Below are 21483 nucleotides of genomic sequence, written 5' to 3'. Positions count from 1 at the left end.
GCTTTTGAAATTAAATGAAAATTTCACGGTAACGCCATGCGTTGCCAGCTCGGAAAAAGTCTTTCTCGGACGTGAAGACAATTTTCTCCACCGAGAAACCAGGCGACCGCCCTGCCCCGCCCCTTTCCGCTCGCCCATGAAAAAGGCCACTCCGGGGAGTGGCCTTGCCGAGAGCCGGCGAAATCCTCAGCCGAAGCGACCGGTGATGTAGTCCTCGGTCTGCTTCTTGTCCGGCTTGGTGAAGATCTTGTCGGTCTTGTCCACTTCGATCAGCTCGCCCAGGTACATGAAGGCGGTGACGTCGGAGCAGCGCGCCGCCTGCTGCATGTTGTGGGTGACGATGACCACGGTGAACTCCTGCTTGAGTTCGGCCAGCAGCTGTTCGATGCGCGCGGTGGAGATGGGGTCCAGCGCCGAGGTCGGCTCGTCCAGCAGCAGCACCCGCGGACGCAGGGCGATGGTGCGGGCGATGCACAGGCGCTGCTGCTGACCGCCGGAGAGACCCAGGGCGCTCTGGTTGAGCTTGTCCTTGACCTCGTCCCACAGCGCCGCGCCGCGCAGGGCCTGCTCGACGCGATCCTGCAACTCCACCCGGGACAGCCGCTCGTGGTGGCGGATGCCGTAGGCGACGTTGTCGGCGATCGACATCGGGAAGGGCACCGGCTTCTGGAACACCATGCCGATGGTGCTGCGCAGGCGGCTTAGCGAGTACTTGGGATCGAGGATGTTCTCCCCGTCCATGAGGATCTCGCCGGTCGCTTCCAGCCCCGGGTATTCCGAGTAGATGCGGTTGAAGATGCGCAGCAGCGTGGACTTGCCGCATCCGGACGGGCCGATGATGGCGGTGATCTGCTTGGCCGCGATGTCCAGGTTGATCGACTTGAGCGCCTGGTGGCCCTTGTAACGGAAGCCGACGTCGCGCGCCTGCAGTTCCGGTATCTGCGTCTGCATGGTAGTCACTTGGAATCCCGGTTACGAAAGAAGAAGCGAGAGGAGAGGTTCAGGAGCAGCACGAACAGCGTCAGCAGCAGGGCGCCGGCCCAGGCCAGGTGCTGCCAGTTCTCGAACGGACTCATGGCGAACTGGAAGATGGTCACCGGCACGGTGGCCATGGGCTTGAGCACGTCGGCGTTCCAGTACTGGTTGCCGAAGGCGGTGAACAGCAGCGGTGCGGTCTCGCCGGTAATGCGGGCGATGGACAGCAGCACCCCGGTCACCACGCCGGCGCGGGAGGCGCGCAAGAGGATCTGCAGGGTCACCTTCCACTGGGGGATGCCCAGGGCCAGGGCCGCTTCGCGCATGGCCGGCGGCTGCAGCTGCATCATCTCGTCGGTGGTACGGGTCACCACCGGCACCACCAGCATGGCCAGCGCCAGGGAGCCGGCGAATCCGGAGAAGCCCAGGCTGCCGCCGGAGTACTGGTTCAGGGTCACCACCACGGCGGTGTAGATGAACAGGCCGATGACGATGGACGGCGCCGACAGGAGGATGTCGTTGACGAAGCGCACCACCAGGCCCAGCTTGGAGTGGCGGGCGTATTCGGCCAACCAGAGTCCGGCGAGGATGCCGATGGGCGCGCCGATGGCGGTGGCCAGCAGGGTGATCAGCACGCTGCCGAACAGGGCGTTGGCCAGACCACCGTCGGCGGCGCCGGGCGGCGGCGTCATCTCGACGAAGATGGCCGGGCTCAGGGCGCTGACGCCCTTGATCAGGGTGGTACCGAGGATCCAGGCCAGGAAACCCAGGCCGAGCACGGCGGCGGCGCTGCCGAAGATCAGCGCGATGCCGTTCTTGATCCGCCGCTTGCGATAGAGATAGGCGTCGATGTGCATCAGTTACCTGCCTTGCGCGACAGTTGCGTCAGCATCAGCCGTGCCGCCAGCAGCACGAAGAAGGTCACCACGAACAGCAAAAAGCCCAGGGCGATCAGCGAAGAGCGGTGCAGATCGGTATAGGCCTCGTTGAATTCGTTGGCGATCACCGAGGCGATGGAGCTGCTCGGCATCATCAGCGAGAGGGAGAACTGGTGGGCGTTGCCCAGCACGAAGGTCACCGCCATGGTCTCGCCCAGGGCACGGCCCAGGCCGAGGAAGGCGCCGCCGACCACCGCCGAGCGGGTGTAGGGCAGCACGATGTCCCAGCAGACTTCCCAGGTGGTGGAGCCCAGCGCATAGGCCGATTCCTTGAGCTGCGCCGGCACGCTGCGAAACACCTCGTACATCACCGAGGTGATGAAGGGCAGGATCATGATCGCCAGGATGATGCCGGCGGTCAGCATGCCGATGCCCAGCGGCGGCCCCTGGAACAGCACCCCGATCACCGGGATGGCGCCGAGGTAGTCGTTGATGAAGGGCGAGATGTGCGCGGCCATGAAGGGGCCGAAGACGAACAGGCCCCACATGCCGTAGATGATCGAGGGGATACCGGCCAGCAGTTCCACCGCCGTGGCCACCGGACCGCGCAGCCAGGTGGGGGCGATCTCGGAGAGGAACAGGGCGATGCCGAAGGCGGTGGGCACGGCCAGCAGCAGGGCGATGAAGGAGGTCATCAGGGTGCCGTAGATGGGCACCAGGGCGCCGAACTTCTCGGCCCCGACATCCCATTCGGCCGAGGTGATGAAGTCCAGGCCAAAGGTCATGAAGGCGTGGCGACCGCCCCAGAGGGTGGACGCGGCGGCGCCGACCAGTACCAGCAGTACCAGCAGCGCGGCGGAAAACAGCAGCCGGCGGAACCAGACATCGGCGCGGGTATCCCGGCGGATGCGCTGTTCCTGAGCGGCGGAGAGGGGCAGGGTCTGGTCGGTCATGGAGCTTTCCGTCTACCTGGAAGGACGCGCGAAACCGCCTGGACCCCAGGGGATCCAGGCGGCGGGACAGGCGTGCTTACTTCTTGAAGTCGGACGCCCAGTAGCCTTCGATCTGCTTGACCAGGGTGTCCGGGACCGGGACGTAATCCAGGGCCGCGGCATCCTTCTGGCCATGCTCCAGGGACCACTTGAAGAAGTCGAAGGCGACCTTGCTGCGCTCTTCGTTCTTGGGTTCCTTGTACATCACGATCCAGGTGGTGGCGGTGATCGGCCAGGCGTCGGCGCCCGGGGCGTTGGTCATCAGCAGGTTGAAGTCCTTGGCGCTCTTCCAGTCGGCGGTGGCGGCGGCGGCCTGGAAGCTCTTGGCTTCGGGCTGCACGAAGTTGCCGGCGGCGTTCTTCAGCTGCACATGGGTCATCTTGTTGGTCAGCGCATAGGCGTACTCGACGTAGCCGATGGAGCCCTTGATCTGCTTCACGTAGGCGGCGATACCCTCGTTACCCTTGCCACCCACACCGACCGGCCAGTTGACGGTGGTGCCGAAGTTGTACTTCTCCTTCCACTCCGGGCTGACCTTGGCCAGGTAGTTGGTGAAGTTGTAGGAGGTGCCCGAGCCGTCGGAACGACGCACCACGGTGATGGCGCCCTCGGGCAGCTTCATGCCGGGGTTCAGCGCGGCGATGGCCGGGTCGTTCCAGGTCTTGATCTCGCCCATGAAGATCTTGGCCATGGTCGGACCGTCGAGCTTCAGCTTGCCGGGCTCGATGCCATCCACGTTGATCACCGGCACGATGCCGCCGATGATGGTCGGGAACTGGCCCAGACCGCCCTTCTGCAGGTCGTCGGTGCTCATGGGGGCGTCGGTGGCGCCGAAGTCCACGGTGCCGGCCTTGATCTGGGCGATGCCGCCGCCGGAGCCGATGGACTGGTAGTTGATACGGTTGCCAGTCTTCTCGCTGAAGCCTTGCGACCACTTCGACAGAACGGGGAAGACGAAGCTCGAGCCGGCGCCCGTGACATCCACGGCGTGAGCGGCGGTGCTCAGGCAAAAGGCCGACAACAACAGAGAGAGGCTGAACGTGCGTTTCATGGTGGCTCCATTACCTAGTGAGGGCTGGCGCTAGGCTATTGCCGAAATGTGACAATTAAGTGTCAGCGGCATGACGAAACGGGGACGGCAGAGCGCCATCATGGGCGACGGGCTGGCGCTCGGCCTCGCGACCAGTGAGGGCACGCTTCCCGCCCTGCTCGGCGGGAGCAAGCGACCTCCGGGCATCCCTGGGCGACGTCCGCGCAGGGCACCGGTAGCCGACAGCCGTCTCCCACAGCATCCTGTGCCGAGCCCCCAATCCAGTAAGAGCGCGCCCTGCAGAGGATTCATCGGCGCTTTTGGAGGACTCGACGGCAGAAGATTTAGCCAAGGCTATATATATTAGAACTATCTACAAGATAGACTTTCTCTATCCGGATGGGTAAGGTGGCGGCCTCTTTGGGGAGTAGCCTGCTTCCACCGCGGTGGAAAGCGTCCTGATCAACATACTCGGCAACCGCCGTGGTCAGGACAGCCAGTCAGGGTTGGCGAGACCAGAGGCATCACCGCGCCAAGCCGGGCGTGCGGGGATGTCTTGTGGATCGAGCCCGGCCGGCGCTGTCACGATGAACCCCGCTTCCCTGATGTTTCTGGCCTTCGCCATGTCCACCGATGCCTTCGCCGCCGCGGTCGGCAAGGGCGCCAGCCTGCACAAGCCCTGCCTGCGCGAAGCCCTGCGCACCGGCGCCATCTTTGGCGTCATCGAAGCCATCACCCCGGTAATCGGCTGGGCCGTCGGCCTCACCGCCGCCCAGTACGTCCAGCCCTGGGATCACTGGATCGCCTTCACCCTGCTCACCGTGCTCGGCCTGCGCATGATCTGGGCCGGCTTCGGTGCGCCCGAGGCCGAGGAAGAAAAGCCCCGCCAGCATTCCTTCATGCTGCTGGCCCTGACCGCCGTGGCCACCAGCATCGATGCCCTCGCCGTGGGCGTGGGCCTGGCCTTCATCGACGTCAACATCATCACCGCCGCCCTGGCCATCGGCCTCGCCACCATGATCATGGTCACCACCGGGGTGATGCTGGGCCGGGTGATGGGCAATCTGGTCGGCAAGCGCGCGGAAATGCTCGGTGGCGTGGTGCTGATCGTGATCGGCGCGGCCATCCTGCATGAACACCTGGCCGCCGTTGCCAGCTGATGGCTCGCCTCTGGCGTAGCGCCCTCCTCGTCCTGGCCGCTCTGCTGCTGGCCGCCTTGGGCTTTCTCGCCTGGCAGCGCTTCTGGCCGGCCCAGGCCGCTCCCGGCTGGCGCTACGAAGTGGCCCATGCCGACATCGCCAAGGCCAGCGCCCTGGCCTGGCAGGGCGATGCCCTGCTCACCGCGGAAGAACTCAAGGATGGCAAGGGCCGGCTGCTGCGCATCGATGCCCAGGGCCGGCGCAGCGTGCTCAGCGAGGGGCTGTACAAGCCCGACGGCCTGGTGCCCTACCAGGACGGCTTCGTCTACAGCCAGGAAGGCGGCACCCATCCCATCCGCTGGTTCGACGCCGCCGGCAGTCGCGATCTCTTCACCGGTATCAACGCCCAGGGGCTCTGGGCCGAAGGCAAGCGGCTCTATGCCGTGGAAGACCGCAAGGGGGCCGGCCGCCTGCTGCGCTACGACGCCGCCGATGGCAGCCTGACCGTACTGCGCGACCACCTGGACGAGGCGGAGTCCTTTACCCGCTGCCCGGACGGCAGTGCCTTCTATACCGAGAAATCCCGCGGCCTGGTGCGCCAGCTGAGCGACGATGGCCGGGATCCGCCGGCGCTGCGCGATCTGCGCGAGCCGAGCTTTCTGCTCTGCGACCGCCGCGGCCTGTGGATCAGCGAAGACTCCACCCACCGCGCCCGTCTGCTGCTCTGGGATCGCCAGTCGGCCCCGCGCGCCATCCTGACCTTCCTGCGCGCGCCCCAGGCCTTGCTGCCGCGGGGCGACGGCTATCTGCTGGCCGAAGGCGGTCGCGACCGCATCATCGCCCTCTACCCGCGTTAAAGCATGCGCTTCAGGGTGTCGTCCTTGCGCACCAGGTGATGCCAGAGCGCGGCCAGCAGGTGCAGGCCGATCACCCAGTAGAAGGCCTTGCCGAGCCAGAGGTGCACGCCCTTGAGCGTCTTCGCCAGTGCCGGGTCCACCGGGAAGGGCGAAGGCAGCGCCCAGGTGCTGGACGGGATCTTGACCGCGCCGATGGTCAGCCAGACGGTGAACAGCCCGAGCAGCGGCTGGGCCAGCAGAAAGGCATAGAGCGCGTAGTGGGTCAGTCGGCCGACGGCCTCCAGACTTCGCGTCAGCGGCGGCGTGATCGGCGGTACCGGATGGCGGTGGCGCACCAGCAGCCGCGGCAAGACCAGCGCCAGGACCAGCAGGCCCACCCAGAAATGGCTGAGCGTCACCCACTGGCGCTCCAGCGAGCCCCGCTCGAACTGCCCGCGGTTGAGGATCAGCACATAGGCCAGCAATACCAGCAGGGCCATGAGCCAGTGCAGCAGCCGGGCGCTGTGCACATAGCGGGAAACAGAGGAAGCGGAAGGCATGACGGGATCCTGCGACTGAGATGAAGAGGCGCCGGCAGTGTAGCGGCGCCCCGAGGCCAAGGGTAAGACGGCCGCGGCCCTAACCGCAGGGCGCCACCGAGGTATCCAGCAGCAGGGTGCTCAGCTGCTGCGGCGGCTGGTGCACCAGGCCGGTGGGCGATTCGCAGACACGCTGCACGAAATTGTCGCTGAACAGCAGCTTGCCATGGACGAAGTACTCGTCGGGGCGGCGATTGGGATTGTCGATGCGGGTCCCCAGCCGCTCTGCCAGCCAGCTGCCGGCCTCGTAGTGGCTGATCCAGCGCTCGCCCTGCAGCTCGGCCAGGGGTTGGGGCGGTGCGTCCCGCGCCACCACGATCACCGGCACGTCGCTGACCTCGGGCACCAGGTCGTTGTGCCCCCAGTGACCGCCCTCCCCCAGTCGCTGGCCATGGTCGCCGGTGATGATCAGATAGCGCTCGCCGTCCAGGCGGTCGAAGTCGGCGAGGATCTCGGCGAGCAGGCCGTCGAGATAGTGCAGGGAATTGTCATAGGCATTGGCCTGGCCCTCGGCCCCGCTATCCGGCCAGGGCGGCGGGGTGTCCTCGTGGCGATAATTCTGCGCATAGGGCAGGTGCGCGGTGCGCAGGTTGAGCACCACGAAGTTGCGCGGCGCCCACCGCTGTTCGTCGAGGATTTCCAGCAGGGCACGGTCCTGGCGCTGCAGGAAGCGCAGCGGATGGTCCTCGCGGGTGATGGCGACGTCCAGATGGCGACTGCCCAGGTGCGCCAGCAACTTGGACTCCTGGGACGACAGCCAGTGGGTGCGAAAGCCGGCGGCCTGGGCGAAGCGAAACAGGTTGATCTCGCCGCTGCGCAGGCGCCCGTCCTGGCCCGGTTCGCGGATCGGATTGAGCAGGTAGGGCAGGCTCACATCGGTGGCCACCCCTGCCGCCACGCCGGGGCGGATCAGCGTCTGGGGATTGGCCGCCAGATAGGCCGACAGCTGTGGCGTGGTATCGCGCGCATAGCCAAAGGCGCCCAGGCGATCGCTGCGCAGGGAATCGGCCACCACCAGCCAGACGTGCCGCGCGCTGCTGGGCACCGGGGCCAGTCCATAGGGCGCATAGGCGGTGGGCGGCAGGACGACGTCGTCACGCCCGGCCAGGCGCACCGCCCAGGCGGAAAAGGCGTTGAGGCTGTTGTGCAGCCCGCTGCGCGCGGGGCTGGGCACGAAGGCATCGAGGTTGCGATAGGTGGCGCGATAGGGTTTGGACAGCAGCACCGCGGCGATCAGGATCAGCGCCCAGCGACTGGCCGGCAGCGGCACCCGGCCGGGCAGCTGGAGATGCAGGGCGATCAGCAGTCCATAGGGCAGCCCCACGCACAGCAGCACCGGCCAGTGTTCGGGCAGACTGAGCCACAGCGTCTGGCGCACCTCCGCGGTGTCGCCCAGCAGGGCCTGGATGTCGATGGCGCTGAGCGGCTCGCCGAAGAAACTCAGGTTGCCCAGCTGCAGCAGCTGCATCAGGGCGAACCCCAGCAGGATGAACGCCGCTAGGCGCGGCAGATTGCTCAGCCAGAGCGCCAGGCTGAACACCCAGAGCGCGGCCACATAGCCCGCTTCCAACTCGGCGCGGTTGTTTGGCGTGAAGCTTTGCTGCAGGAAGTCGTCGGCCAGCAACAGCAGGCAACTCAGACTGCTCAGTAGCAGCAGATTGCGCCAGGGTCGCCAGCCCGAAGCGCGGGGGCGGGAGAAGGCAGCGAGCAGCATCAGGGCGCCCGGCGCCTGCGCGAAGGGAGACTGGGGAAGGCGATCATGAGCGGGCTCCGGCGACAGGGAGCCGCTACCCTGAGGGGCGAACCTTAATGAAGTCTTAGCAACTCATGCCCGGTAACAGATGACCAAGGGGTCAGCTGACTGCCCGATCCGCTTGACCCTGAAGTCACTTCAGGCTTCAGGATCGTCAGCGAAGGGCCCGTGCCCACTGCCTCCTCAATGCTCCGGAGACCTGTAGATGAGTGGCTGCACCTCTCACCACGATCATGACCACGACCACGACCACGACCACGACCACGATCATCAGCATGGCCACGACCATGGCCATGGTCATTCCCACGCCCCGCGGGTGACCGCCGACAACGAGCGCAAGCTCAAGCTGGTCTTCGCCCTCACCTTTGGCTACGCCATCGTCCAGGCCGTGGGCGGCTGGTGGTCCGGCTCCCTGGCGCTGATCGCCGATTCCGGTCACATGGTCTCGGATGCCGCGGCCCTGCTGCTGGCGCTGGTGGCCTACCGGGTGGCGGCCAAGGCGGCCAATGCGCGCTTCACCTATGGCTTCCACCGGGTGCGCATCCTCGCCGCCCTGACCAATGGCGTCGCTCTGCTGCTCTTGGTCCTGTGGATCGGCTGGGAAGCCATCATGCGGCTGCGCGAGCCCACCGAGGTGCTGTCCGGCCCCATGCTGGCGGTGGCGGTGATCGGCCTGGTGGTCAATATCGTCGGCTTCGTGGTGCTCAACGGCGGGCACAAGGACGATAGCAACCTGCGCGGCGCCCTGCTCCATGTGGCCGGCGACCTGCTGGGTTCGGTGGGCGCCATCGTCGCCGCCCTGGGCATCCTCTGGACCGGCTGGACCTGGCTGGATCCGGCGCTGTCGATCCTGGTCGCCCTGCTGATCGTCAAATCGGCCTGGACCCTGGTGCGCGATGCCGGCGCGGTGCTCCTGCAGGCGGCGCCGCGGGAATTCGACACGGCCGGTGCCACGGCGGCAGTCCGCGCCCTGCCGGAGGTGGCCGAGGTGGGCCACCTGCACGTCTGGACGCTGACCGACGAAACCCGCATCGCCACCCTGCACATCACCCCGGCGCCGGGCAGCGATCCCCTGCGCCTGCCGACCCTGGTGGGCGAGCTGCTGCGCAGCCGCCATGGCCTGCAGCACGTGACGGTGCAGGTGGATCCGCCGGGTACCCTCGACGGGCACTGCGCCTAGTCGCGCGGGGACGACTCCTCCAGCGGGCGGCGGCGACCGGTCAGCATCGACAACGGCAGGTTGTCGCCTACCCTCAGGCTTTCCACCACGGCGGCCACGGCATGCAGGCAGACCAGCGCCAGCAGGCCGTTGGCGAAGCAGGCGTGCAGGTCCTCGGGCCAGTCGGCGCCCCAGAGGGCATCCACCTCGCGCATGAGGAAGCCGGTGACGCCCAGGCCGCCGATGGCGGCCATCATCAGCAGCATCACCAGGGCGCCCAGCGGCGAATGGCCGAGGCGGTGATGGGGCCGCCCCTGCCAGAGATCGCGCAGATGGGCACCCAGCCGCGCGCGGGTCGGCCAGCAGTCGCTCCAGCGCGCGCTGCGCGGGCCGACGAAGCCCCAGACCAGGCGCACCAGCAGCCAGGCACAGGCGTAATAGCCGATCCAGCGATGCCAGAAGGCGCCCTTCTCGTTGAAGAAGTAGTTGGCGAAGAAGGCGGCGGCGACCGACAGGTGGAACAGCCGCACCAGGGGATCCCAGAGCCGCACGGTCGCCGTCTTCATCAGCTGCCGATCTCGCTCTTGACCGCCTTGCCGCTCACCGGATCGTGATAGATCTCGACCTTGCGCCTGTCCTTGTCGAAGCCGTAGATCTCGTAGCAGTTGCCCTTGGTGATCTTGAATTTCTTGATCTCGTAGCCCTGGTCACGCAGCTGCGCCTGGAATTTCTCGGCGTCCTGCCAGGTGGACTTGTCCGCCTGGGTGCACTGGGGTTCGGCGGCGAGGGCCAGGGGACTTGCGAACAGCAACGGCAGCAACAGGCGGCGCATGGCGACACTCCTCGTGATGGGAGTGGCCAGACTCGACGGCGAAGCTTAATGCAGTCTTAGGATGCAACGCCCGGTAACAGTTGCCCCTGCCGCTGCGCCAGGACGCCAGCGATGATGGCGGGCTAGAGCCTTCAAAACGAGAGGAACGCGGTCGTGAGGGTACTGCTGGTGGAAGACGATGCGGCCCTGGCCCAGGGCATCCGCATGGCCCTGCGCGGCGAGGGCTATACCCTGGACTGGGTGGCCGACGGCCTGGCCGCCGAACACGCCCTGGCCGCCGAGCGCTTCGACCTGGTGCTGCTGGACCTGGGCCTGCCGCGCCTCGACGGCCTCGACCTGCTGCGCCGCCTGCGCAGCCAGCCCGACGGCCAGGTGCCGGTGCTGGTGCTCACCTCCCGCGACGCCAAGGCCGATCGTATCCAGGGCCTGGATGCCGGCGCCGACGACTACCTGGTCAAGCCCTGCGACCTGGACGAACTCAAGGCGCGCCTGCGCGCCCTGATCCGCCGCAGCTGTGGCCGCGCGCAACCACTGCTGGAGCACGCCGGCATCAGCCTCGACCCGGCCAGCCAGGTGGTGCACTACCGCGGCGCCGAGGTGGTGGTGACGCCCATGGAATACCAGCTGCTGCACCAGCTGCTGTTGCGGCCGGGCGCCGTCATCACCCGCGAGCGCCTGAGCAATACCCTCTATGGCTGGCAGGAAGCCGCCTCGGGCAACACCCTGGAAGTGCTCATCCACAACCTGCGCAAGAAGCTCGACAGCGGCCTGATCCGCACCGTGCGCGGGGTGGGCTATCTGCTGGAGCGTCAGCCATGATCGCCATCCGCACCCGCATCCTCGCCCCCACCCTGGCCCTGGTGCTGGCTGGCAGTCTGGCCCTGGCCCTGCTGGCGCTGCGCGATAGCCATCGCGAGATCGAGGGCATCTACGACGCCCAGCTGGTCCAGGGCGCGCGCCTGCTGGAAGGCCTGCTGCAGGTCGGCACGCCGGCGGCGGATCGTTGGCCGGAGCTGATCCGGGTGTTCGACCGGGCCATGCAACCCGTTCCCGGCAGCGTGCCGGCGCACCCCTACGAGAATCAGCTGACCTTCCAGGTCTGGACCGCCGATGGCCGGCTGCTGGCCCGCTCCGGCAATGCGCCGCAGCTGGCCGAGGTGCCGCCGGAGGGCCTGCACGAGGTGTTCGAGAACGGGCGCGAATGGTGCGGGATGCTGGTGCGTACCGCCGATGGCGGCCTGCGCATCTGGGTCGGCGAGCGCGAGGACCTGCGCCAGGACCTGATCCAGCGCATCGTCAGCCATACCCTCTGGCCGACCCTGGTGGGCCTGCCGCTGCTGGTCGGGGTGCTCTGGCTGCTGCTGGGTTGGGGCCTGCGACCGCTACAGGATTTCGCCCGCGGACTGCGCGAGCGCGATCCCCACAGCCTGGCGCCGCTGCCGACCGGCCCGCTGCCGCCGGAGCTGCAACCCATGCGCGGCGCCCTGGATCACCAGCTCGCCCAGTTGCGCGCCCTGCTCGATCGCGAGCGGCGCTTCATCGCCGACGCCGCCCATGAATTGCGCACGCCCCTGGCGATCCTCGACCTGCATGCGCAGAACGCCCAGCGCGCTGAGACGGCCGCGGAGCGCGACGAAGCCCTGGGCTATCTGCGCCAGGGCGTCAGCCGGGCCACCCGCCTGGCCAGCCAGTTGCTGACCCTGGCGCGACTGGAACCCGGTGCCACCCAGGTCCAGCCGCTGGCCCTGGAGCCCCTGGTGCGCGAAGAGCTGGCGGAATTGACGCCGCTGGCGCTCAGGCAGCAGGTGGAGCTGGTGCTGGCGGCCCAGGCCGGACCGCCGGTGCTCGGCGATCCGGACGCCATCGCCATCGCCCTGCAGAATCTGGTGACCAATGCCCTGGCCTTCGCCCCCGCCGGCAGCGCGGTGGAAGTCGGCATCGAGGCCAGCCAGGACCAAGGCGTCCTGCTGCGGGTGAAAGATCGCGGCCCCGGGGTGGACGAGGCCGAGCTGGCGCGGTTGTGCGATCGCTTCTACAGCGCCGGCAACCCCCAGGGTGCCGGGCTGGGGCTGGCCATCGTCGAGACCATCACCCGCCGCCTGGGCGGTGCCCTGACCTTCAGCAATCGCCCCCGGGGCGGCTTCTGCGTGGAGTTGCGCCTACCGCGCGCCGGCTAGGTTTTAACAGCTAGGCCCGCTGGTAGCCGCGCGCCACCACCGGGCGCTCCGGGCGGGTCAGGCGCAGGCCGAGGCCCATCAGCAATACCACGCCGACCGCCATCAGCAGCCAGGCGTTGGCCAGGCTGTCCAGATGGTCGCGCAGGATGCCGGCGGCCAGCGGCGCCAGGCTGGCGATCAGGTAGCCACCGCCCTGGACGAAACCGAGCAGCGCGCCGGCGTCGGCGGGATCGCGCACCTTGTCCATCGCCAGGATCAGCGACAGCGGAAACAGCGCGCCGATGCCCAGGCCGAGCAGGATGGCGGTGGGCACCGCCAGGGGCAGCGGCGCCAGCGCCAGGCACAGCAGCCCCACCAGCACCACGCCGAGCACCCCCAGCACCAGCGGCCGGCGATTGCGCAGGCGGGCGATGGTCGCCGACAGCAGGAGACCGGCGCTGACCTCGGCCAGACTCACCCCGCCCAGCAGCAGGCCGCTGTCGGCCGGTCGCCAGCCGAGGCCGGTGTAGTACGGCGGCAGCCAGGCCAGCACCAGGGTGTAGGCCGCGGTCCCGATGCCGAAGAAGGCCAGCAGCAGCCAGGCCTGGCGCTGCCGCCAGGGTTGCGCGCGGGTTGCCGCGTCCCGCGCCGGCGCATCCGGGCGGGCCAGGGCCAGCCAGGTGCCGAGCGCCAGCAGCACCGGCAGGGTCCAGAGCGCCAGGCCCTGGGCCCAGCCCCACTGCTCGGCCAGGGGCGCGGCGGTGGCCGCCGCCACGGCCGCGCCGCCCATGATGCCGGTGGTGTAGAGGCCCATGAGGGTACTGGTGCGCTGCGGATGGCAGCGGCGGATATAGGCGGGGATCAGCGCCTGGACCAGGGCGATGCCGACGCCACCCAGCCCGGCGGTCAGGATCAGCCCCAGGCCGCTTGGCTCTTCCCAGCGCAGGGCATTGGCCAGGGCCAGCAGCAGCAGGCCGAGGGCGATGCCACGGCGCTCGCCGAGCCAGGCCTGCAGACGGGCGCCACCCAGGGCGCAGAGGCCCATGGCGGCGATGGGCAGGGTGGTCAGCGCCCCGGCGCCACTGCCGTCCAGGCCGGTGGCCGCCTGGATGCCATCCAGCAGCGGACCGATGGCGGCCAGGATGGGTCTGAGGTTGACGCCGACCAGCAGCACCAGCAAGACGGCCAGGAAGGCATCCTGGCGCGGTGCCGGCGTGTTCGGGGATGAAGGCGACGCGGAAAGCATGGACAATCTCCAGAGTGACGCGATATTTCTCTTGATGAGAAGTATCTTAACATCAAGATATATTTCCGAGGTAAGCCGGATGGCCGATCGCGCCGAATTCGCCGTGGACCAGTGGCACCGCGAGCGCCCCGACCTGGATGCCCTGCCCATGCGCCTGGTCGGTCGCCTGGGCGAGATGGCCCAGGTGCTCAATCGCGACGTCCTGCAGCCCTTCTTCGACGAACACCGGCTGCACTATGGCGAATTCGACGTGCTGGCCACCCTGAGGCGCGCCGGCGAGCCCTATGCCCTGAGTCCGACGGTGCTCTATGAATCGGCCATGATCTCCTCGGGCGGCATGACCAATCGCCTCGACCGCCTGGAGCGCGCCGGGCTGATCGAGCGGCGCAAGAATCCCGAGGATCGTCGCAGCACCCTGGTGGCCCTCACCACGGACGGCTTCGCCCTGATCGATGGCCTGATGGCCGCCCATGTCGACAACGAGCGCCGCGCCCTGGCCACCCTCAGCGAGGCCGAGCAGCGGCAGCTGGATGCCCTGCTGGGCAAGTGGCTGGCCGGCCGCGCGCCGTCCTGACGGCCATGTACCTCGACTTCAGCTCGTGCAATGGCCTGCACGCCGTGGCCCAGGACTATGCCCATGGCGAGCGGGTGCCGCCCCATCGCCATCGCCAGGCGCAGCTGATCCATGCCCTCTGCGGCATCGTCATCGTCAACACCGCCCAGGGGCGCTGGGTGGTGCCGCCCGGGCGCGGCGTCTGGGTGCCCGCCGGCGAAGAGCACGATCTGCACCTGCTGGGCCGGGTCGAGGTGCGCACCCTGTTCGTCGATCCCCAGGCGCGCGCCGAGTTGCCGACGCGCTGCCAGCTGATCGCCGTCTCGCCGCTCCTGCGCGAACTCATCCTGGCCGCCCTGCCCCTGCCTGCCGATCGACCGGCCGAGGGGCGTGCCCGCTCTATCCTGCAGCTGATGCTCGACGAGTTGCAGGGCTCGCCCACCGCCGGCCTGCACCTGCCCTGGCCGGTGGATGCCACCCTCGCCGCACTCTGCCGCCACCTGCGCCAGCACCCGGACGAGCGCTGGACGCTGACCCGCGCCGCCGCGCGGCTGGCGGTCAGCGAGCGCACCCTGAGCCGGCTGTTCCTCAAGGAAACCGGCCTGACCTTCGGCCAGTGGCTGCAGCGGGCGCGGCTGGATTCCAGCCTGACCTCCCTGGCCGCCGGCCACGCCATCGTCGACGTCGCCCTGGACCACGGCTATGCCAGCCCCAGTGCCTTCGCCACCCGCTTCCGCCAGGTGCTGGGGGTGTCCCCTTCCGCCTATCGCGGCCAGACGGAGTTGCCCCCCGTCCCTAGCCCGCCACCCGGCCCAGATCGGCCGGATCTATGATCCCCAGCGGCGCGGCCTGCGCTGGGTAGGCGGCCAGGGCCAGGCGACCGCCATAGGGATGGCGCGGATGGATGGTCAGCTGGTTGCAGGCCTCCACCACGCTGGCCACCTCTTCCAGGCGGGAGAAGTCGATGCCCGGCGTGATGCCCTGGCTGTAGAGATTCAGCGCCAGGGTCACCAGATCGACGTTGCCGGTGCGTTCGCCGTTGCCGAACAGACAGCCCTCCACCCGCGTGGCCCCGGCCAGCTGGGCCAGTTCGGCGCAGGCGACGCCAGTGCCACGGTCGTTGTGCGGATGGACGCTGATGGTCACATGGGGCGCCGGACCCAGGCCGCGGATGAAGCCCTCGATCTGGTCGGCATAGACATTGGGCGTGGCCACTTCCACCGTCGCCGGCAGATTGAGGATCAGCGGGCGCTCCGCCGAGGGCTGCCAGGCCTCGCGCACCGCCTGGCAGATCTCCAGGGCGAAGTCCGCCTCGGTGAAGCAGAAGGTCTCGGGCGAATACTGATAGGTCCAGGCCGTCTCCGGCTGGGCGTCGCACAGGGCGCGCACGCGCTGGGTACCGGCCACCGCCATGGCCAGGGTGGCGGCGCGATCCTGGTCGAAGACCACCCGGCGAAACAGCGGCGCAGTGGCGTTGTAGAGGTGCACGATGGCGCGGGGGACGCCCTCCAGGGCCGCGAAGGTGCGCTCGATCAGCTCGCTGCGCGCGGGTGTCATCACCTGCAGCCAGAGATCGTCCGGCAGTCCGTCCGCGGTGACCAGTTCACGCACGAAATCGAAATCGGTCTGGGACGCCGCCGGAAAGGCCACCTCGATTTCCCGGTAGCCGATCGCCAGCAACAGAGCGAAGAAGCGCCGCTTGCGCTCCAGCCCCATGGGCTCGATCAGCGCCTGGTTGCCATCGCGCAGGTCGGTGGAGCACCAGCGCGGTGCCTGGGTCAGCTGGCGGCCCGGCCATTGGCGGTCGGGCAACGGGGGCGCGGCAAAGGCGCGGTACTTGGTCTGGGGTTGCTTGAGCATGGGGGACTCCAGGACTGGGTCCCCGAGTCTGAGCGCCCCGCCGGTCCGCTGCGCTCGCGAGCAGGACAGCCCCCTGCGCGATCCGGACAGCCAGCAGCATGCAAAAAGCCGCCGGGGATGACCCGGCGGCTTGCTTGTCAGCGACCCGCGGTCAGCCCACCGAGATGCGCTCCAGCGGTACCGGCTTGAGCCGCGGCGTGAGCACATGGATGACCACGATGGCCACCAGGTAGGCACTGCCGGCGACGATGAAGATCGGCTGGTAGGACTTGAAGATCTCCAGGATGTAGCCGTTGTAGGTGGTCATCAGCATGCCGCCGATGGCGCCGGCGGTACCGCCGATGCCGATCACCGAGGCCACGGCTTCCTTGGGGAAGAGGTCCGACGGCAGGGTCATCAGGTTGGCCGACCAGGCCTGGTGGGCCGCGGCGGCGAGACCGATGATGCCCACCACCAGCCACAGGCTGGAGACGAACTGGGCGGTGACGATGGGCACGACCGCCAGGGCGCAGAGCAGCATGGTGGTCTTGCGCGCCAGGTTGGCGCTGCGGCCGAGCTTCATCTGCTTGGAGGAGCCCCAGCCGCCCATCACCGAGCCGATGTCGGCCAGGATATAGATGGCGATCAGCGGCGGACCGAAGGATTTCAGATTCAGGCCGTAGGTCTTGCCGAGGAAGTCCGGCAGCCAGAACAGGTATAGCCACCAGATCGGATCGGTGAGGAACTTGCCGGCGGCATAGGCCCAGGTCTCGCGGAAGGTCAGCAGCTTGAACCAGGAGATCTTGACCGCGACGGCCGGCTTGGCCGATACCGGGGAGCCATCGTCGGCTTGGATGTAGGCCAGCTCTTCGCGACTCACCTTGGGGTGTTCGTGGGGGCGGCGATAGATCAGCAGCCAGGCGATCAGCCACAGGGCGGTGACCAGACCGATGGAGATGAAGGCCGCGCGCCAGCCCCAGGCCAGGGTGATGGCCGGTACCAGCAAAGGTGTGATGATTGGACCCATGGCGGTGCCGGCGTTGAACAGCCCGGTGGCCTGGGCGCGTTCCTTTTGCGGAAACCATTCCGAGACCGCCTTGAGGCTGGCCGGAAAGCTGCCGGACTCGCCGAAGCCGAGGGTGAAACGCACCAGCACGAAGTGAGTGACGGTATGGGCGATGCCGTGACCGATGCTGGCGATGGTCCAGATGGTGAAGGCCAGGGCGTAGCCGATGCGCACCCCGACCTTGTCGATGATGCGGCCAAAGGTCAGGAAGCCGATGGCGTAGGCGCACTGGAACCAGAACACGATCTTGGCGTAATCGGTCTCCGTCCAGCCCAGGTCCGCCTGCAGCGTGGGCTTGAGGATGCCGATCATCTGGCGGTCGATGTAGTTGATGCCGATGGCGATGAACAGCAGGGCGCAGATCAGCCAGCGGTAGCGGGTGAAGCGGGAGACTTGCGGGGTAGCGGCGACGGGCGTGTCCTGCGGCCGCAGGGCGGACTCCGTCTCGGGAGTGACCTGGATAGTCATCGAATAGGCTTCCTGACTTGTTGTTATTGACCGGTGTGAACCGGGGTCGTTGGAAAGCTGTTACCAGATATTCATACGACATCGTATGAGTGACTTTGACAGGTGTCAATCCACCTAAAGCAGAGTGGTCAGACATCTCTCAAGTAGCTAGTCCCTGGCCACCCAAGTCAGTCTTCGCGCTCACCTCAGCCTCTCTGACCGGCCCCTGAACCCTACCTTAAAGAATCTGTGACGCGCCCGGCACTTTTTCGCCCCAAGCCGTCTAATGCCGGTCTTTGAGGCGAAGCCGTCGTCTCATCTCTTCTCGCCGAGCCTGCCGTGCCTGTCGCCGACATCCCTTCCCTGCTGGCGCGCCTTGCCGAGCTGGAGCAACGCAATCAGCAGCTGCGCCAGCAGCTCGATGCCCGCGCCGTGCCTGCGGAAAACAGCGCGACCCTGACCAGCGAACGCTACCAGTTCCTGTTCAACGCCATGGACGAGGGCTTCTGCATCATCGAATTCCTCGACGGGCCCCACGGCCCCTTGAGCGACTACATCCACATCGAGGCCAATCCGGCCTATGCGGCCCATGCCGGTATACCCAATGTGGTGGGCCAGAAGCTGCGCGACATGGTCGGCGACGAGGCTCAGGCCTGGCTCGACCGCTATGGGCACGTGCTGCGCACCGGCGAAGCCATCCGCTTCGAGCAGGAACTGGTGGCCACCGGGCGCTACCTGGAGCTGGCCGCCTTTCGCATCGAGCCGGCCAGCCGCCGCCAGGTCGCGGTGCTGTTCCAGGACATCACCGCGCGCAAGCGCGCCGAAATCGCCCTGCGGCAACTCAACGAAACCCTCGAAGAACGGGTGCAGGCCGCCCTGGCCGCCAACCGCATCCTGGCCAAGGTGGTGGACGCCGCCAGTGCAATGATCCATGTACTGGACTTCGATTTCCGCTGGCTGGCGGTCAATGGCTCCGGCGCCGACCTCTTCGAACAGGTCTTTGGCGTCCGCCCGCAGTTGGGGGCGTCCTACCGCTCGGCCCTGGACAGTCGCCCGGAGATCAGCGAACGGCTGTCCGCGCAGTGGCAGCGCGCCTTTACCGGCGAAGCCTTCAACGAGATCGTCTCGGTCGGCGAGGCACCGCTGCAGCGCCACTACGAACTGCAATTCAGCCCGCTGCTCGATGCCGACGGCCAGCGCATCGGCGCCTATCAGTTCGCCTATGACGTTACCGAGCGCCTCAACGAGCAGGAGCGCATCCGGCTGATGGAAGAAGCCCTGCGCCAGTCGCAGAAGATGGAGGCCGTCGGCCAACTCACCGGCGGCATCGCCCATGACTTCAACAACCTGCTGACCGGCATCCTCGGCTCGCTGGAGATGCTCGACCTGCGCCTGCGCCAGGGCCGGCTGCAGGACCTCGAGCGCTACACCGGCACCGCCCGCAGCGCCGCCCAGCGCGCCGCCGCCCTGACCCACCGGCTGCTGGCCTTTTCCCGGCGCCAGACCCTGGATCCGCAACCGGTGGCGCTGGAGCAACTGGTCATCGGCCTGGAAGACCTGATCCAGCGCAGCATAGGTCCGCAGATCGCCCTGGAGCGCGAAGCCGATCCCCGGCTCTGGCTGACCCACATCGACGGCCTGCAGCTGGAAAACGCCCTGCTCAACCTCTGCCTAAACGCCCGCGACGCCATGCCCGACGGCGGGCGCATCCGTATCGTCCTGAGCAACGAGCGCCTGGACGCGACCCAGGCCGAGCGCCAGGCCCTGCCCGTGGGCGACTTCGTGCGCCTGAGCGTGGGCGATACCGGGAGCGGCATGAGCGACGAGGTCCTCGCCCGGGTATTCGATCCCTTCTTCACCACCAAGCCCATTGGCCAGGGCACCGGCCTGGGACTGTCCATGGTGCATGGCTTCGTACTGCAGTCGGGTGGCGAGATCCGCATCGACTCCGCGCCCGGCGCCGGTACCTGGGTACACCTCTATCTGCCGCGTCATCACCTGGCGCCGCTGGCCGACAGCGCCTTGCCGGCCGAACCGGAGCCTCACGCCCCAGGCCACGGCGAGACCATCCTGGTGGTCGACGACGAACCCACCATCCGTACGCTGCTGGTGGAAGTCATGCTCGCCCACGGCTACCGGGTACTGGAGGCGGCCGATGCCGCCACCGCTCTGGCCCTGCTCTCGCCCGATACCCCGCTGGACCTGCTGATCACCGATGTCGGCCTGCCCGGCGCCCTCAACGGCCGCCAGCTGGCCGACGCCCTGCGCGGACTGCGACCGGAGCTGCCGGTGCTGTTCATCACCGGTTATGCGGAAAGCCAGGTCATCGACGACGCCCATCTCGAAACCGGCATGCGGGTGCTGACCAAGCCCTTCACCCTGGATACGCTGGAGCGGCGGATCCAGGCGATGCTGCAAAGGGCCTGAGTCGCAAGCAGGTCAGGTGTGCTGTGATGTCTCTTTGCTATCATCGGCCCTCCGTGTCGCTACCCGTGCCCTCGCTCATGGACAAGCTCTCCCTGCTACACCTCCTGCTGATCTTTGCCGCCATCGCCTGCATGGCCCTGCTGGCCTCGCTGATTCGCTAGCGACGTTAAGCCAGCCATAAGCCGGGCGGTGGCAAGCTCTCTTCCATGCCGAAAGGCATCGTAGAAGCTGACATCTGCGCTTTTAGCCCGGGAGGATCCCGGGCTTTTTTTCGCGCCGACAAAATGCGCAACAGTCCACGGGTCCGCGTTTTGCCACTCCAGCGCTCTCCGCCGGGCCTGGCATGATGGGGCTCTGGTCCAGGAGGGACAGCCATGATCACCAGGATGCCGTCAGCCCACGCTCAGTCGCTTGCCTTCGATGTCTGCCCCCTGGGCGCCGAGGTCCCGTTCCTGTCCATCGAGATCCTCCAGCAGGGCTTTCTGGCCCTGGATCATCATGGCCAGCTCGACATGAGTCGCATCATCAAGCGCCAGTTGCGCGAGCGCCTGGTCGAGCAGCTGGATGCCCAGCTGCCCGTGGTCGCGGCCGCCGCACTGGAGCTGTCCGCTCCGCAGGTGCAGGCCGTGTCCCAGCGCCGCAGCCACGGCGGCTGACCGCCCCGCTCAGTCCCGGTAAGCCGGCTCCAGCCGCAGCAGCTGGCGCTTCACGCTTTCCAGGTGCAGCCGCGCGCTGTCGGCGTTGCCCTGCAGCATCTGCTGGCAGGCGGCATGCGCGATGGCCGGTGCCACCGGCTTCAGCGGCCGGCCGCTGGCCATGGCCTTGAGTTGCACCTCGGCGGCGCGCTCCAGGTAGTAGAGGTCGTCCCAGGCCTCGGCGATGCTCGGCCCCAGTACCAGGGGTCCGTGATTCTTCAGCATGACCACCGCCGCGTCCCCCGCCGCCCGGGCGATGCGTTCGCCTTCCGTGGCGTCCAGCGCCAGGCCGTTGTAGTCCTCGTCCACGCTCAGACGGTCATAGAATTTCAGCGCGGTCTGCCCGGCCCAGACGAAGGGCTCGCCCTCCAGCAGACAGAGCGCCGTGGCATTGGGCATATGGGTATGGAAGGCCGCCCGTGCCCCGGGATTGAGGCGGTGCAGCTGGGCATGGATATGGAAGGCGGTGGCCTCGGGGGCACCCTCGCCCATGACCACGCCACCGTCGAAGTCGCAGATCAGCAGCGAGGATGCGGTGACCTCGGCGAAGGCCAGGCCATAGGGATTGACCAGGAACAGCTCGTCGTGGCCGGGCACCACGAAGGAGAAGTGATTGCAGATCCCCTCGCCCAGGCCCAGGCGGGCAGCCATGCGGAAGCAGGCGGCGAGATCGATGCGGGCCTGGCGGATGGCCGGGGTGTCCAGATCGAGGTGACGGGCAGCGGCAGTGGTACTCGCGAAGGCGTGGGCCATAGGGGTGCTCCTTGGAAAGAGGCCGGAGTGCTGCACAAAGGATGCCGCCCCCTGTCATGGCGCTGTCATCATAAAATTGCAGCAATCTCTTGTTACATCTCTGCCATC

Annotated in this window: 22 protein-coding genes and 1 riboswitch; of the genes, 10 read left to right on the top strand and 12 right to left on the bottom strand. The window is 67.7% G+C overall.

Annotated elements, in window-relative coordinates; all coding sequences use genetic code 11:
- Positions 1-186: 186 nt before the first annotated feature.
- The 4 genes from pstB to pstS form a co-directional block, all read right to left on the bottom strand.
- The gene (gene pstB, locus POR01S_RS16015; protein WP_017638707.1) at positions 187-951 is read right to left on the bottom strand and encodes a phosphate ABC transporter ATP-binding protein PstB; all 765 of its coding nucleotides are present in this window, start codon (positions 949-951) and stop codon (positions 187-189) included.
- Positions 952-956: 5 nt separating this feature from the next.
- Entirely contained in the window at positions 957-1832 is an 876-nt protein-coding gene (gene pstA, locus POR01S_RS16010; protein WP_007160737.1) for a phosphate ABC transporter permease PstA, read from the bottom strand.
- On the bottom strand, positions 1832-2806 hold the full coding sequence (gene pstC / locus POR01S_RS16005; protein ID WP_007160736.1) for a phosphate ABC transporter permease subunit PstC: 975 nt from the start codon (positions 2804-2806) through the stop codon (positions 1832-1834). Before pstC ends, pstA begins: the two co-directional genes overlap by 1 nt.
- Positions 2807-2882: 76 nt before the next feature.
- On the bottom strand, positions 2883-3896 hold the full coding sequence (pstS, locus tag POR01S_RS16000) for a phosphate ABC transporter substrate-binding protein PstS (RefSeq protein ID WP_027600129.1): 1014 nt from the start codon (positions 3894-3896) through the stop codon (positions 2883-2885).
- 394 nt (positions 3897-4290) lie between these two features.
- A riboswitch (yybP-ykoY riboswitch) is annotated at positions 4291-4453 on the top strand.
- A gap of 9 nt (positions 4454-4462) precedes the next feature.
- On the opposite strand from pstS, the gene mntP reads away from it, so the two are divergent.
- Together mntP and POR01S_RS15990 are read left to right on the top strand one after the other, a co-directional pair.
- Complete coding sequence (gene mntP, locus POR01S_RS15995) at positions 4463-5035, top strand: manganese efflux pump MntP (RefSeq protein ID WP_007160734.1); 573 nt, start codon at positions 4463-4465, stop codon at positions 5033-5035.
- A complete protein-coding gene (locus POR01S_RS15990; protein WP_042137022.1) occupies positions 5035-5871 on the top strand; it encodes an SMP-30/gluconolactonase/LRE family protein in 837 nt (278 codons plus the stop codon). The genes mntP and POR01S_RS15990 overlap by 1 nt, the downstream gene beginning before the upstream one ends.
- Here POR01S_RS15990 and POR01S_RS15985 read toward each other — a convergent pair.
- A complete protein-coding gene (locus tag POR01S_RS15985; RefSeq protein ID WP_042137020.1) occupies positions 5868-6410 on the bottom strand; it encodes a cytochrome b in 543 nt (180 codons plus the stop codon). The genes POR01S_RS15990 and POR01S_RS15985 overlap by 4 nt on opposite strands.
- 79 nt (positions 6411-6489) lie before the next feature.
- Positions 6490-8163, bottom strand: coding sequence for a phosphoethanolamine transferase (locus tag POR01S_RS15980; RefSeq protein WP_042137018.1), 1674 nt, complete (start codon positions 8161-8163; stop codon positions 6490-6492).
- Positions 8164-8407: 244 nt separating this feature from the next.
- Between POR01S_RS15980 and POR01S_RS15975 the strand changes: the two genes are divergently transcribed.
- Positions 8408-9382 (top strand): cation diffusion facilitator family transporter, encoded by a 975-nt coding sequence (locus tag POR01S_RS15975; protein ID WP_042137017.1) that lies wholly within the window; start codon positions 8408-8410, stop codon positions 9380-9382.
- On the opposite strand, the gene POR01S_RS15970 is transcribed toward POR01S_RS15975, so the two are convergent.
- The gene (locus POR01S_RS15970) at positions 9379-9927 is read right to left on the bottom strand and encodes a cytochrome b/b6 domain-containing protein (RefSeq protein ID WP_027600897.1); all 549 of its coding nucleotides are present in this window, start codon (positions 9925-9927) and stop codon (positions 9379-9381) included. The genes POR01S_RS15975 and POR01S_RS15970 overlap by 4 nt on opposite strands.
- Positions 9927-10193 (bottom strand): PepSY domain-containing protein, encoded by a 267-nt coding sequence (locus POR01S_RS15965; RefSeq protein ID WP_042137015.1) that lies wholly within the window; start codon positions 10191-10193, stop codon positions 9927-9929. Before POR01S_RS15965 ends, POR01S_RS15970 begins: the two co-directional genes overlap by 1 nt.
- A gap of 153 nt (positions 10194-10346) precedes the next feature.
- On the opposite strand from POR01S_RS15965, the gene POR01S_RS15960 reads away from it, so the two are divergent.
- Entirely contained in the window at positions 10347-11012 is a 666-nt protein-coding gene (locus POR01S_RS15960; protein ID WP_042137013.1) for a response regulator, read from the top strand.
- A complete protein-coding gene (locus POR01S_RS15955; protein WP_042137011.1) occupies positions 11009-12370 on the top strand; it encodes an ATP-binding protein in 1362 nt (453 codons plus the stop codon). Before POR01S_RS15960 ends, POR01S_RS15955 begins: the two co-directional genes overlap by 4 nt.
- A 10-nt stretch (positions 12371-12380) precedes the next feature.
- Here the strand turns inward: POR01S_RS15955 and POR01S_RS15950 are convergent, their stop codons facing one another.
- Positions 12381-13595, bottom strand: a complete 1215-nt coding sequence (locus POR01S_RS15950; RefSeq protein WP_255211834.1) for an MFS transporter — start codon at positions 13593-13595, stop codon at positions 12381-12383.
- Positions 13596-13674: 79 nt separating this feature from the next.
- Between POR01S_RS15950 and POR01S_RS15945 the strand changes: the two genes are divergently transcribed.
- Together POR01S_RS15945 and POR01S_RS15940 are read left to right on the top strand one after the other, a co-directional pair.
- Positions 13675-14169 carry a MarR family winged helix-turn-helix transcriptional regulator gene (locus POR01S_RS15945; protein WP_042137007.1) on the top strand — a complete coding sequence of 165 codons (495 nt, stop codon included), beginning with the start codon at positions 13675-13677 and terminating at the stop codon, positions 14167-14169.
- A 5-nt stretch (positions 14170-14174) separates the two neighbouring features.
- On the top strand, positions 14175-14981 hold the full coding sequence (locus POR01S_RS15940) for an AraC family transcriptional regulator (RefSeq protein ID WP_042137254.1): 807 nt from the start codon (positions 14175-14177) through the stop codon (positions 14979-14981).
- Here the strand turns inward: POR01S_RS15940 and POR01S_RS15935 are convergent.
- A complete protein-coding gene (locus tag POR01S_RS15935; protein WP_042137006.1) occupies positions 14944-16008 on the bottom strand; it encodes a 2-isopropylmalate synthase in 1065 nt (354 codons plus the stop codon). The genes POR01S_RS15940 and POR01S_RS15935 overlap by 38 nt on opposite strands.
- 151 nt (positions 16009-16159) lie before the next feature.
- On the bottom strand, positions 16160-17521 hold the full coding sequence (locus POR01S_RS15930; RefSeq protein WP_081875226.1) for an MFS transporter: 1362 nt from the start codon (positions 17519-17521) through the stop codon (positions 16160-16162).
- 318 nt (positions 17522-17839) lie between these two features.
- On the opposite strand from POR01S_RS15930, the gene POR01S_RS15925 reads away from it, so the two are divergent.
- From POR01S_RS15925 to POR01S_RS15920, 3 genes are all read left to right on the top strand, one after another.
- Positions 17840-19927 (top strand): PAS domain-containing protein, encoded by a 2088-nt coding sequence (locus tag POR01S_RS15925; protein ID WP_042137004.1) that lies wholly within the window; start codon positions 17840-17842, stop codon positions 19925-19927.
- A 26-nt stretch (positions 19928-19953) separates the two neighbouring features.
- The gene (locus POR01S_RS24025) at positions 19954-20088 is read left to right on the top strand and encodes a hypothetical protein (RefSeq protein WP_255211833.1); all 135 of its coding nucleotides are present in this window, start codon (positions 19954-19956) and stop codon (positions 20086-20088) included.
- Between the two features lie 213 nt (positions 20089-20301).
- Positions 20302-20583, top strand: a complete 282-nt coding sequence (locus tag POR01S_RS15920; protein ID WP_042137002.1) for a hypothetical protein — start codon at positions 20302-20304, stop codon at positions 20581-20583.
- A gap of 9 nt (positions 20584-20592) precedes the next feature.
- Here the strand turns inward: POR01S_RS15920 and POR01S_RS15915 are convergent, their stop codons facing one another.
- Positions 20593-21375: an aldolase gene (locus POR01S_RS15915; protein WP_042137000.1), complete on the bottom strand. Its 783-nt coding sequence runs from the start codon at positions 21373-21375 to the stop codon at positions 20593-20595.
- Positions 21376-21483 lie beyond the last annotated feature (108 nt).

Source organism: Pseudomonas oryzihabitans NBRC 102199 (genome assembly GCF_000730625.1).
GTDB classification, from domain to species: Bacteria; Pseudomonadota; Gammaproteobacteria; order Pseudomonadales; family Pseudomonadaceae; genus Chryseomonas; species Chryseomonas oryzihabitans.
The sequence above is the reverse complement of the archived record's forward strand: the minus strand, read 5'-3'. Positions and strand labels throughout refer to the sequence as shown.